The sequence below is a fragment of the Enterobacter sp. HMSC16D10 genome, assembly GCF_001807145.1.
Lineage (GTDB): Bacteria > Pseudomonadota > Gammaproteobacteria > Enterobacterales > Enterobacteriaceae > Enterobacter > Enterobacter roggenkampii.
The window spans coordinates 87219-101196 of record NZ_KV787902.1 but is presented as its reverse complement, the minus strand read 5'-3'; the positions used below and the strand labels follow the sequence as shown (position 1 = coordinate 101196).

Below are 13978 nucleotides of genomic sequence, written 5' to 3'. Positions count from 1 at the left end.
TGCCGCCGAAGGTGATGGTAACGGTCTGGTTTTCCTCAACGTTCGAGGTCGCCCCGGAGAGCACCAGATCCGCGCCCTTCTCGGCGGCGTTAATCACGTCGTCGGCGGCAATCGAATCGATGCTGATGGCAACGGTCGCCAGATCCACCGTCACATCGTGGCTGATGGAAACCGGGTTACCGGCGGTGCTCTGGCCTGCAACGGTCACGGTGACCGTACCTGCTGCCAGGTCACCCACATCCGCAGCCGGGATGGCCGCACGCCAGGTGCCGTCGGCCAGCACGGTGGCCGGGTAGGTTTTGCCGTTTACGGTGACGGTCAAGGTGGTACCTGCGGTCAGGCCATCGCTGGATCCGGTCACAATCAGATTCTGCCCGTGCTCGATGCTGTTGATCACGTCGTCGCCCGCCACGGTATCCACGCGCAGGCCCGGCAGGTTAGCATCGATCGTGATATCGCGCTCAGCGGATCCGCTGTTGCCGACGCCGTTGGTCACGCTGGCGGTCACCGTTAAATCGCCGTTGCCCAGGGCGGTCAGGATAGATTCCGGCACATCGACGGACCAGGTGAGATCGTTCTGCACCGTTGCGGTGTAGCGGTTGCCGCCAATGGTCACGGCCACGGTGTTGCCCGCTTCGGCATTCACCACCTTACCGCTGATGGTCTGGCCGGCAGCCAGCTCGGCGGCGTTAATCACGTCGTCGCCCGCAATGGTGTTGATAATCACGCCCGGCAGAACGGACTCCACGTTTACCGTGTGCGACGCGCTGGTGCTGTTGCCGACGCTGTCCGTGGCTGACGCGGTGACGGTATAAAGTGCCTCGCCCAGCTGACCGACTTCGCTCGCCGGAACGGTGGTGGTCCATTTTCCATTATCGTCCACCTGCGCACTGTACGCTTTGCCGTTCAGCATCACGGTCACTACCGCGCCTGCCGCCAGGCCGGACGCCGTACCGGAGATCGTCAGATCCTGGGTTTTCTCGGTGCTGTTGATCACATCGTCACCGGAAACGGTGTCAATGGTCAGCCCCGGCGCGGTCAGGTTCACCGCCACACCGTGCGTGGCGCTGTTGCTGTTGCCCGCCTTATCGGTCAGCGCCGCGGTGATGGTGTAATCCCCGGCGGCCAGCGCGGTAACGTCTGCCGCAGGTACGCCCACGCTCCAGTTGCCGGAGGCGTCCAGGGTGGCGGTGTACGATTTGTTATTGAGGGTAACGGTGACCACGTCGCCCGCCGCCGCGCCGGTCACGGAACCGGTGACAATCAGGGCCTGCGCGTGCTCGGCGCTGTTGATCACGTCGTCGTCGGACACGGTGTGAATGGTCAGCTGCGGGACGGTGGTATCGACCAGCACGTCGCGATCCGCGGAGGCCGGGTTGCCCGCTTTGTCCGATACGGCGGCGCTGACGGTGTAGTTACCGTCGGTAATCGCGCCGACATCCGCGGAAGGCACGGTCACGCTCCAGCTGCCGTTTGCCTGCACGGTGGTGGTGTAGTCCACGCCGTTCAGGGTCACGGTGACGGTCTGGCCCGCTTCGGCGTTGGTTACACCATTAACGACCAGATCCTGCTGCGCCTCGGCCGCATTGATGATGTTGTTGTCGCTGATGATTTCAATAGACACCGTCGGCGCGGTCGCGTCCACGCTGTACTCGCGGCCCGCCGACGCGCTGTTGCCGTTCACGTTGGTCACGCTCACCTGCACGCTGGCGTCGCCGTCCTTCAGGCTGCTGAGGTCGGCAGACGGCACGGCGGCCGTCCAGTTGCCGTCGGCATCGACCGTCGCGGTGTACGACTTGCCGCCGAAGGTGATGGTAACGGTCTGGTTTTCTTCCACGTTGGTGGTGGAGCCTGACAGCACCAGGTCCGCGCCTTTCTCCGCCGCGTTAATCACGTCGTCAGAGGCAATCGGGTTAATGCTGATGGCGACTGTCGCCAGATCCACCTTCACGTCATGGCTGATGGAAACCGGGTTGCCCGCCGCGCTATGACCTTCAACCTTCACGGTAACCGTGCCCGCGCCGAGCGCGCTGACGTCGGCCGCCGGAATGGCCGCCGTCCAGGTGCCGTCCGCCAGTACGGTGGCCGCGTAGGTTTTGCCGTTGACGGTGACGGTCAGCGCCGCGCCCGTTGCCAGACCGTCGCTGGAACCGGTGATAATCAGATTTTGAGCGTGTTCAATGCTATTGATCACATCGTCGCCCGCCACGGTATCGACGCGCAGGCCCGGCAGGTTGGCATCAATGGTGATGTCGCGCTCGCCGGTGCCGGTGTTGCCGTGGCCGTTAGTGACGCTGGCTGACACCGTCAGATCGCCGTTACCGATGGCGGTTAAGACCGAGGACGGCACGTTGACCGACCAGCTCAGATCGTCCTGAACCGTCGCGGTATACGTATTGCCGCCGAGGGTAATAGTGACAGTGTCACCGCTCGCCGCACCGCTCACTTTGCCGCTCAGGGTCTGTCCGGCAGCCACTTCCGCCGCGTTAATCACGTCGTCCGTCGCGACCGGATTGATGGTGACCTGCGGCAGCGCGCTGTCAACCAGCACGCTGTGGCCGGTGCTCGCGCTGTTGCCCGCGGCGTCAGTTACGCTCGCCGTCACGTTGTAGCTCGCTTCGCCCAGCGCCGAGACGTGTGCCGCCGGAACGGTCACGCTCCAGTTCCCGCTCGCGTCGGTGGTGGCCGTATAGTTAATCCCGTTCAGGGACACCGTAATGGCGGTTCCTTCCGGCTGGTTGCTGGTGCCGGACACCTGCAGATCCTGGCCTTTCTCGGTCGCATTGATCACGTCGTCAGCCGCCAGGGTATTGATGACGACCACCGGCGCGGTCAGGGAGACGTCAAATTCGTGCGTCGCAGTGGTGCTGTTACCGGCTTTGTCGGTGAGGGTCGCGGAGATCGTCTGGTCGCCGTTGACCAGCGCGCCCACGTCCGCCGCCGGAACGCCCACGCTCCAGCTGCCGGACGCGTCCAGCATGGCGGTGTAATCTTTACCGTTCAGGGTCACGGTAATCACGTCGCCCGCCTGCGCGCCCGTCACCTTACCGGAGACGATCAGCGCCTGGCCGTGCTCGGCAAGATTCACGATGTCGTCGCCGGCGACGATGTTGAAGCTAATCTGCGGTACGGTGGTGTCCACCAGCACCGAGGAGCCCGCGCTGGCCGGGTTACCTGCTTTATCGGACACGGTCGCCGTGACCGCCGCGTTGCCGTCGGTGATGCCTGCCAGATCCGCCGCAGGCACGTCGAGCGTCCAGCTGCCGTCCGCCTGCACCTGCGCGGTGTACTGATTGCCGTTGAAGGTCACGGTGACCGTCTGGCCCGCTTCGGCAGTAGAGGTCCCGCTCAGGGTCAGATCCTGCGCCGCCTCTGCCGCGTTCAGCATGTTATTGCCGCTGATGGTGTTGATGGTCACCGTCGGCGCGGTGGTGTCGACGCTGAATGCCTGCGCCGAAGACGCGGCGTTGCCGTTCACGTTGGTGACGCTGACCTGCACGCTGGCGTCGCCGTCTTTCAGGCCGCTCAGATCGGCAGCCGGAACGGTCCAGGTCCAGTCGCCGTTGGCATCCACCGTCGTGGTGTACGTTTTTCCTGCGAAGATAATGGTGACGGTCTGGCCCGCTTCAACGTTAGATGACGTGCCGGACAGCACCAGATCCTGGCCTTTTTCCGCCGCGTTAAGGACGTTGTCGTCGGTCACGCTGCTGATGGTGATGGCGACCGGCGCGAGATCGACGTCCACGACGGTCCCGATAGCCACCGGGTTGCCGGAGGCATCCTGCGCGCTTGCCTTTATATCCAGCGAGCCATCTGCCCACTGGGACACGTCAGCCGCCGGTACCGCGGCCTGCCAGGAGCCGTCCGCCAGCACCGTTGCGGAATACGCTTTTCCGTTGATGGTCACGGTGACGGCGCTGCCCGCCGCCAGATCGGTGCTGGTGCCGGACACAATCAGGTTCTGAGCGTGCTCAATTACGTTGATCACGTCGTCGCCTGCGACCGTATCAATACGCAGCCCCGGAAGCTGGGCGTCGATGGTGAAGTCGAGCGAAGAAGAACCGGTATTGCCGTGCGCGTTGGTGACGCTGGCCGATACGGTGAGATCGCCGTTGCCCAGCGCGGTCAACTGGCTCTGGGTTAACGGCAGGCTCCAGGTGAGATCGTCCTGCACGGTGGCAGTAAAGGTCTGGCCGCCCAGGGTAATCGTGACAGTGTCACCTGGCGCCGCATTTGTCACCTTCCCGGTCAGGGTTTGCCCTGCCGCCACTTCCGCCGCGTTAACGATATTGTCGCCCGCCAGCGTGTCGATCGTTACCACCGGCAGCGAGCTGTCCACCAGCACATCGTGCGAGGTTGAGGCGCTGTTGCCGACGCTATCGGTGACGTTCGCCGTCACGGTGTAATTCGCTTCGCCCAGCGCCGAGACGTTTGCCGCCGGAACGGTTACGCTCCAGTTTCCGCTGGCGTCAGCGGTAGCCGTGTAGTGAATGCCGTTCAGGGTCACCGTAATGGTCGTGCCTTCCGGCTGGTTGCTGGTGCCGGAAATCTGCAGTTCTTCGCCCTTCTCGGTCGCGTTGATCACGTCGTCCGCCGCCAGCGTGTTGATACCGATAACAGGCGTCACGGTATTCACCACCACATCCAGTGAAGTGCTTCCAGTATTGCCGGATCGGTCGGTCACGGAGACGTCGATGGTCCAGGTGCCGTCCGTCAGCCCCTGTACGACAGACGCCGGCAGGCCAAGGCTCCAGTTGCCCGCCGCATCCACCACGGTGGTGTAATCGACGCTGTTAATAGTGATAGTCACCCGATCGCCCGCTGCCGCCCCGGTGACGGAGCCGCTCAGGATCTGAGCCTGTGCATGGGCGAGCTGGTTAACGGTATTGGTGTCGGTGACGAAGTGGTTGATGGTCACCTGCGGCACGGTCGCGTCCACCAGCCCAACGCGGTCGGCGCTGCTGCTGTTGCCCGCCACGTCGCTTACGGTGGCCGTCACGGTCACGATGCCATCGTTGAGGGCACCGACGTCAGCCGCCGGTACGATCAGCTGCCAGGTTCCGTCCGTCTGAACCGTGGTCTGATACGTTTTGCCGTTCAGCGTCACGGTGACCGTCTGGCCCGGTTCCGCAGTACTGGTGCCGCTTAAGGCTAAATCCTGCTGCGCCTCTGCCGCATTGATGATGTTATCGCTGGTGAGGTTATCGAGGGTAATCGCCGGCGGCAGCGTATCCACCGTGACCACGCGCGACGCGTCGGCACTGTTACCGTTGACGTTCGTGACGCTGACGCTCACCTGCGCCCGCCCGTCGATCAGGGTTTCCATGGCGCTGGCGGGCACGGTCAGGCTCCAGGAGCCATCCTGCTGCACCTGGGCGGTAAAGGTCTGGTCGGCGAATTTCACCACCACGGTCTGCCCCGCCTCCACGCCCTGCGTCTTTCCGGAGAGAGTTAAATCGGCACCTTTTTCTGCCGCATTCAGCAGGTCATCGCCGGAGACGGTATCAATGGTGACCGCCACGGCGTTGAGATCGAGTTCAATCGGGTGTTCAGCCGCAACGGTATTGCCCCAGGCATCTTTTGCGCTGACGCTAACCGTCACCTCTCCCGCGGTCCAGGCCTGCAGGTCCGCAGCAGGAACGCCAATGCTCCAGCCGCCGCTGGCGGTAACCACGGCGTTATATTCGACGTTGTTAATGGTGACGACGATCGGTGTGCCCGCGGCCAGGTGGGTGCTGGCGCCGGTGACGGTCAGATCCTGCTGCTGTTCGATGGCGTTGACCACGTCATCGCCGGAAATGGTGTTCACACGCAGGCCCGGCAGCTGTGCGTTGATGTTGATATCGCGCTCGCCGGTACCGGTATTGCCGTGCGAATTGGTCACCGACGCGGTGAAGGTTAAATCGCCGTCGCCGAACGCCTTAAGATCCGCTGACGGGATTTTCACGCTCCAGGTCAGATCGCTGCCCACCGTGGCGGTGTAGCTCTTGCCGCCCACGGTGACAGAAACGGTATCGCCCGCCGCCGCGCCGGTAACGCGACCGCTGAGGGTTTGATCGACACCCGCTTCGGCGTTATTGACCAGGTTGTCGCCCGCAAAGGTGTTGATGACCACCTGCGGCAGCACGGTATCCACCAGCAGCGTCGCCCCGGCATAGCCGCTGTTACCCACGCTGTCAGTGCCGCTGACGCTGACGGTGTAAAGGGTGTTCGCCAGATTCAGCACGTCGGAAACCGGCACCTGGACCGCCCAGATGCCGTTTTCAACGGTGGCCTGATAGCTGACGTTGTTCAGCGTCACGGTAATGGCGCTGCCGTCAGGCAGGTTGCTGGTACCGGTCAGGCTCAGCGGCTGCATCGCCTCCTGGGCATTCAGCACGTTGTCCTGGCTAATGGCGTCAATCGTAAATTCTGGCGGGTTGCCGCTCAGCGTAATGCCGTGCGTGGCGCTGCCGGTGTTGCCCGCCGCGTCGGTCACGGATACTGAAATCGTGTGGTTGCCTTCACCCAGCGCGCCCAGCACGGATGCCGGAACGCCCACGCTCCAGCTGCCGTCCGCCAGCACTACGCCGGTGAAGGACTGGTCGCCAACGGTCACGGTGACCACATCGCCTGCCGACGCGCCGCTCGTCTGCCCGGAAATAATCTGCGCCTGGCCCTGTTCGCTGGTGTTCAGTATGTCGTCGCCCGCCACGGTATCGATGGTGACCACCGGCGCGGTGGTATCCACCGTGAAATCTGCGGTGACAGACGAACCGTTGCCCGCTTTGTCGCTGACGTTCACCGTCAGGGTGTGATTACCCTCGTTGAGCGCCTGCACGTCGTCCGCAGCAAGCGTGACGGACCAGTTACCGTCGCTGCCCACCGTGGCGTTGTAGTTTTTACCGTTCAGCGTGACCGTGACGATCTGACCGGCTTCCGCAGTCGTTTTGCCGGTCAGCGTCAGCGGCTGGCTGTGCTCGGCGGCATTAATGATGTTGTCCTGCGCGAGGGTATCGACAGAGAGGGTTGGCGCGACGCTATCCACGCCGATTGTCTGGCTGCCGCTCACGGTGTTACCCGCCGCGTCTTTGCCGCTGACGTTGACCGTCCAGGTGCCATCGCCCAGCGCCTGCGCGTCGGCCGCGGGCACGTTAACACTCCACGTCCCGTCAGCCCCCACTTCCGTCGTATAGGTTTTACCGTTCAGCGTCACGGTGAGTGCGGTACCCTGCGCCAGATTCTTGCTGGCACCGGAGAGCGTAAAGCCCGCGGATTGCTCGCTGGCGTTAAGCACGTTGTCGCCCGCCGTGGTAGCCAGCGTAATGGCAGCCTCGGCGGTCGAGACCGTTACGGTAATGTTGCCCGCATCGGTGGTTTTACTGCCGTCGATCTGCACCACCGACCAGGTGTGTTCCCCGTCCGTCTGGGTCGGTAATTTTACCGTCCAGGTGCCCTCTTTACCGACCATGGCGCTGGCGATGGTGCTGCCGCTGCTGTCTTTGATCTGGATGGTCGCGCCCGGCTGGCCGGTGCCGCTAAAGGTTGGCGTGTTGTCGTCCGTGATCGCGTTTGCTGTCAGCACGCCCTGCTTGTCGCCCGCTTTATCCGACAGCAGGAAGGTTGGCGTGGCGCTTTCCACCTCTTTCGTATTATCAATAACTTTTGTTTTAGTCTCGCCGTCGCCGCCGTTTGCCAGCAGCGCCCCGATGGCACCGCCGCCTAATGCAGCTCCCGCAATCCAGCCCCACGGCGCGTCGCTTAAGACGCTTTCCTGCTCCAGGAAAGGTTGAATGCTGCTAATCGGTGTGGCCTGCGCGGTTAACTCGGTCACCGCCACGCCTGATGCTTCCCCGGCATCGGCAAAAGAAATATGCGTCAGTTCCTGACGATCGTTGAACACCAGCTCTGACTGGTTGTGCGTCTCAGGATCTTCAACAAAATAGTTATTGCAGCGAATCACGCTGCCATCTTTCATATAAATGAGGAGGTCTTTACCCTGGCGGACATATCGCACCACATCCTGAGCAGAACCCTGGATTTCAATCACGCTCGGGGAGGAAATAGAGACCGACAAATTTCCTTCGCCGGTTAATTTCGTTTTCTCCGCCGTTTTGCGAATGATGACATCAACAACCTTTATGTTACTCATATTTCTCTCCTTGCAGGTGTGCGGATTCCTGTGGATATGTCCACCAGACGGATGTAGCTATCCCTGGGAAAAAACACCCATTATTTTCAGACTTATTTTGCGCGACAATACGCGTCTTTTTTTAACTCAAATCGGGTAGTTTTGCGGCAGCGCTTTTCTCTATTCCAATAAGCGGCATTAAATTATCAACCGCGGAAGCATAATTAATTGCCGAACTCCAGCCATCATACTCAGCGATTATTTTCGCCGAGGTGGCCTGCCAGACATCCTGCTCAACGCTGAGCAGATCGTTAATGCTCCGCTTGCTCAGGGTGTACTCATTTTTATAGACATCACGGGCGCGCAGCGCATTTTCCAGCTGCTGTTTCCCGGCCTCCATTCTTCCCCGCGCGCCGGTCCAGTCCGCCTGCGCGACGGAGGCTTTTTGCAGGACGTCGAAACGCGCCTGATCGACCTGAGAGGAGGCCATCGCCCGCGCGCCTTCAGCCTGCCGCACGCGTGCAGAGACCGCGCCGCCCTGATAAAGCGGTGCGTCAATGTTGAGTTGGATATGGTCGTCCCAGTACGAACGGTTGTCAGACTCGTAACGGGTACGTCCGCCCTTCAGGCTGAGGGTCGGCCAGTGCTGGGACTTTGCCGTCTCTACGCCATACTGGGCAGAGCGCTCCATGTTTTGCGCGGCCATGACCGCCGGTATCAGCGAATAATCAATGCGGTTGAGCGAATCAGGTTCAACCGCGAGGTTTGCGGGTACAGGCGAATAGTTTTCTGCCTGCATGCCGGTTAATACCGCAAGCCTTGCGCGGGCGCTGTTTAAGGCGGCCTGATACTGCGCGACCGTTGCCTGCATACCGGCAATACGCGTGCGGGTCTGGAGCTCATCGGAGGTCGAGCTCACGCCCGCGTCGGCGCGCAGCTTTGCCAGCTGCTCAACATTTTTCAGCGCCTGAACGTTCTCCTTTGCTGCCTGCAGCAGATCGGCATAGCGTTTGACCTCGACATAGCTCAGCGCCGTTTTTTCCGCCACGTCAGAGAGCGTGCTCATCAGCTGGTAGCGATAGCTATCGCGCTGGGCGGAAGACTGGCTGATGCTGTTATTGGTCTTGCCAAAATCATAGATCAGCTGCGTCAGGCTCAGTCCCCAGGCGGCTGAATTCTTCAGCGACCCGCTGGAATCGGTGGTCTGGCTATGGCCCGTGCTCCCGTTCAGCGATATTTGCGGCATCCAGCCGCTGCGCGCTTCATCTATTTGTGCCTGACCAATACCGAGCTGCGCGGCCTGCTGACTAATAGACGGATCGCGATCGATAGCAAAAAGAATACTTTCTTTTAAGGTTGTCCTGGCAACCGGGGCAATACCCACCTGACTACTATTGGCGTACGCCGTATTTATGGCTAATGAAATGAATGCCAGCGCTGCTGTAAATCGGCGTAACATTGGCTTTCGTAATATCGTCATTTTATCTCCCTGACTCTGAGTGACACTGAAGCAATTACCCAAAAAGAGGTATAGATAATTAGACAAATATCTTTTTTAGCATCCTTGCCGAATTTTAGGTAAAACTCCCCATACCCATTTCCCCCTGGAGATGAGATCTGCCTGCGTCTTATTTAATTAAGAATTTACTTATTTCCTAAAGTGGTTAGCAGCATAACAAAATGTGTTATAGGCCACTACACCCACAATGTTAATGTGGTGTTACAATTAAGAAAAAAGATGGGGTTTCTGGACAAAACTCTTAAAATGACCTTTCAGATGAAACATATAAACCGTCTGTTATTTAAGGAAAATTCTTAATTTGATCCCTGCACATTTTTGCGTTAATTTCCGCGCGGGTCAGACACAAAGATTTTCAAAGAAGTGTCAATTTAAGTAGCCAAACAGGATGAATTGGGATTTGTCGCTATTAAAAAACTAATTAAAGCAATTAATAGCTATGAATATCTATTTTGTCGAAATTTAACTCCGGACAATGGTGTTGCACTGGTTACATAATCCAAACCGTTAAATAAAACATAACAATAACATTATGATTAACAATCAAAACGGCTTGCTTATACCTGTTTAATAAAATTTTAATAATCACGCATCTGAATCATCACCTCACTCCGCGACATCAAAACCACGTTGCCCTTCTCTCTGCGTTAAAATGCTGTATTATGCAAACTATTGCGACATTTTGCAGGAATGTAACCGATGCACAAAACTGCACGACAGCGCCACGTTCTGGATATCCTGAGCGAGCAAGGCCAGGCCAGCATCACCGAACTGGCAGAAAAGCTGCAGGTTTCAGCCGATACCATCCGTCGGGATCTGACCGACCTGGAGAACCAGGGCCTGGCGCAGAAGAACCACGGCGGAGCCATCGCGCTGAATCTTTCCGCCATGAACCGTCAGGGCCGCAATACGCTGCTGCCGGAAACCAAACAGCGCCTCGGAAAACAGGTCGCCCAGCAGGTCCCTGCGGGTTCTACCCTGTTTCTGGATGCGGGCAGCACGGTAATGGCTGTCGCCTCCTTTCTTCGCGGGCCGCTCACCGTCATAACCACGTCGCTGGATATCGCCCAGCATTTTAGCGACCGGGAAGACGTTGAACTGATCCTGCTCGGGGGGAAATGGGACCACCAGCAGCGCCTGTTTGCCGGAAGCGCCACGTTGTCGTTGCTGTCCCGTTATCGGGCAGATATCGCCATCCTCGGGGCGTGCGCCATTCATGCCGAACTCGGTTTGAGCGCCGGTAAAGAAGCGGATGCCGAGGTTAAGCGCGCGATGCTTGACGCAAGCCATGCGCACTGGATTGTTGCCGACCACCTGAAAGTCAACCGCTGCGAGCCGTATCTGGTTTCCGGGTTATCCAACATTCAACAACTCTTTTTAGATCGTCCCTGGCCTGAGCTTGGGGACCCTGGCGCATTGCAGGTCACGGTGTGCGCGAATTAACGTGGAGAAGTTCATGAGTACAGTTCGAACAATTAACATTGCGCTGATCGGGTATGGATTTGTGGGCAAAACCTTCCATGCCCCGTTAATCCAGTCTGTGGACGGGCTTAAGCTGGCCGTGGTCTCTTCTCGTGATGAAGAGAAGGTTAAACGCGATCTGCCGGACGTAGAGGTGGTCGCCACCCCTGAAGAGGCTATTCAGCATCCGGATGTTGATCTGGTGGTGATTGCCTCCCCCAACGCCACGCACGCCCCGCTGGCGACGCTGGCTCTGAACGCCGGCAAGCATGTCGTGGTGGATAAGCCTTTCACCCTCGACATGCAGGAAGCCCGCGACCTGATTGCGCTGGCGGAGGAAAAGCAGCGTCTGCTCTCCGTCTTCCACAACCGCCGCTGGGACAGCGATTTCCTCGGCATTAAGCAGGTTATTGAGCAGGGCACGCTCGGCAAGGTCAAACACCTGGAGTCGCATATCGACCGCTTCCGCCCGGAAGTGCGCGTGCGCTGGCGCGAGCAGAACGTCCCCGGAAGTGGCTTATGGTTTGACCTGGGTCCTCATCTTATCGACCAGACGCTGCAGCTCTTTGGCCTGCCGCAGTCGGTTCAGGGGAATATCGCGACGCTGCGCGACGGTGCAGAAATTAACGACTGGGCGCACGTGGTCTTAAACTACCCGGAGCATAAGGTGATTTTGCACGCCAGCATGCTGGTGGCGGGCGGTACGGCGCGCTTTGCCGTCCACGGGGACAAGGGCAGCGTGGTGAAGGCCAGAATCGATCAGCAGGAAGCACAGCTGCTCTCCGGGGTGATCCCCGGCAGTGAGGCATGGGGCGAAGACAGCGACAGCATGGTGTTCTTTGGCGCTGACGGTGCATCGCAGACGATCCCGACCCCGAAAGGCGATCAGCGTCAGTACTACATCAACGTGCGTAATGCGCTACGCGGGGAAATCGCCAATCCTGTCCACCCTGTTGAGGCATTAGCGGTGATGGCTGTCCTGGAAGCGGCGGTGACGTCGTCGGAAACGGGGTCAACGCAGACGCTGGCGTTAACGGCTGAAGAGCGTGCTCTGTTGGGTTAAAAACAAGCCGGGTGGCGCTGCGCTTACCCGGCCTACGATTCAGAGCCGTTTGTAGGCCCGTGCAAGCGAAGCGCCGCCGGGCGAGAAGACTACGAACGCTTTTTCGGCATCATGCGCAGAAGGGTATTATCTTTCCAGAAATAGTGGTGCATCAGCGCCGCCGCGGCGTGCAGGCCAATCACAAAATAGCCCAGATTTGCCAGCGTCTCGTGCCACTCTTTCAGCATATCTACCAGGTCAAAATTGGACTCCGCCGCATGCGGCATCGCCAGGCCAAAAGCAAACCAGTCGCTGCCCCGGTTATACATCATCACAATGCCAATCAGCGGCAGCGCAATAAACAGCAGATACACCACCAGATGCCCCAGATGAGACATCCCCGTCACCATCGCTTTTGGCTTCGGTTGAATCGGTGGTGCGCGGAATTTCAGGCGAACCAGCAGACGCGTCACCATCAGCACCAGGATACTGATCCCGCATGAGACGTGGATCATGTTGATCGTCGGGCGCGCGGTGCGGGGGAAGAAACCTCTGAACTCCATGGCGCAGTAGGCGACGATGATTAACAGAAACACCAGCCAATGGATGCCAATTTGCAGGCTTGTATATTTAGTGCGCATGTGATTTCTCGATTAAAAACAGTTACTGCGCCAACATAATCTCCTTTCCTTAAAAATTCATTAACTTTTCTGTATGGTTTTTCAAATACATCCTCCCGCATGAAGCATCTTCAATTGCCGCCCTGCCCGTGATGGTCTAAGCCTGGATGAGTTCAAACTGTCACATCGACACGTTTACAGGAGAACACCATGAGTAAAATTGGCATTAACGGATTTGGACGCATCGGACGTCTTGTTCTGCGCCGCCTTCTTGAAACCCAGGACAGTAATACCGTCGTCGCCATCAACGACCTCACCTCTCCCAAAGTGCTGGCCTACCTGCTCAGGCACGATTCCAACTACGGTGGCTTCCCGTGGAGCGTGGATTTCACCGAGGATGCGCTGATCGTTGACGGTAAAACCATCGCGGTCTATGCCGAAAAAGAGGCAAAGCACATTCCGTGGAAAGCCGCGGGCGTGGATATCGTTGTGGAGTGCACCGGCTTTTATACGTCTGAAGAGAAATCACGGGCGCACCTGGACGCGGGCGCGAAGAAGGTGCTGATCTCTGCGCCCGCGGGGGACATGAAAACCATCGTCTACAGCGTGAACGACGAGACCATTGACGCCAGTGATACCATTATTTCCGTCGCCTCCTGCACCACCAACTGCCTCGCCCCGCTGGCAAAAGCCCTGAACGATGCGTTTGAAATTAAGGTGGGCACCATGACCACCATTCATGCCTATACCGGTACCCAGGCGCTGGTGGATGGCCCGCGCGGGAAAGATCTTCGCGCCTCCCGGGCGGCGGCAGAGAATATCATTCCGCACACCACCGGCGCCGCCAAAGCCATTGGTCTGGTGATCCCTGCGCTCAGCGGCAAACTGAAAGGCCACGCCCAGCGCGTGCCGGTTAAAACGGGCTCCGTGACCGAACTGGTGGCCATTCTGGGCAAGAAAGTGACCGTTGAGGAGATCAACGCCGCGCTGAAAAAGGCCACTCAGGGCAATAAATCCTTCGGGTATACCGATGAAGAGATTGTGTCGTCAGATGTGATTGGCTCGCATTATGGTTCGGTGTTTGACGCCACGCAGACGGAGGTGTCAGAAGCGGGAGACCTTCAGCTGGTGAAAGCCGTTGCCTGGTATGACAACGAGTATGGGTTTGTGACGCAGCTGGTGCGGACGCTGGATAAGTTTGCGGCGCTGTGATTTTCCCCCCCCCC

General features: G+C 59.0%; 6 protein-coding genes. 3 read left to right on the top strand and 3 right to left on the bottom strand.

The annotated features are described in order from the left end of the window. A partial coding sequence (locus tag HMPREF3143_RS26025; protein ID WP_175441131.1) for an Ig-like domain-containing protein occupies positions 1-8131 on the bottom strand: 8131 nt, incomplete at its 3' end. A 121-nt stretch (positions 8132-8252) separates the two neighbouring features. Then, positions 8253-9590, bottom strand: coding sequence for a TolC family outer membrane protein (locus HMPREF3143_RS19515; RefSeq protein WP_070534129.1), 1338 nt, complete (start codon positions 9588-9590; stop codon positions 8253-8255). A 738-nt stretch (positions 9591-10328) separates the two neighbouring features. Here HMPREF3143_RS19515 and HMPREF3143_RS19510 point away from each other — a divergent pair. Together HMPREF3143_RS19510 and HMPREF3143_RS19505 are read left to right on the top strand one after the other, a co-directional pair. Further along, positions 10329-11072, top strand: coding sequence for a DeoR/GlpR family DNA-binding transcription regulator (locus HMPREF3143_RS19510; protein ID WP_023327424.1), 744 nt, complete (start codon positions 10329-10331; stop codon positions 11070-11072). 13 nt (positions 11073-11085) lie between these two features. Further along, on the top strand, positions 11086-12153 hold the full coding sequence (locus HMPREF3143_RS19505; protein ID WP_070534128.1) for an oxidoreductase: 1068 nt from the start codon (positions 11086-11088) through the stop codon (positions 12151-12153). Positions 12154-12242: 89 nt separating this feature from the next. Here HMPREF3143_RS19505 and cybB read toward each other — a convergent pair whose 3' ends face one another. Beyond that, positions 12243-12773 (bottom strand): cytochrome b561, encoded by a 531-nt coding sequence (cybB, locus tag HMPREF3143_RS19500; RefSeq protein ID WP_021242559.1) that lies wholly within the window; start codon positions 12771-12773, stop codon positions 12243-12245. Between the two features lie 189 nt (positions 12774-12962). Between cybB and gap the strand changes: the two genes are divergently transcribed. Then, on the top strand, positions 12963-13964 hold the full coding sequence (gene gap, locus HMPREF3143_RS19495; RefSeq protein ID WP_023327422.1) for a type I glyceraldehyde-3-phosphate dehydrogenase: 1002 nt from the start codon (positions 12963-12965) through the stop codon (positions 13962-13964). The last annotated feature ends 14 nt before the right edge of the window (positions 13965-13978 follow it).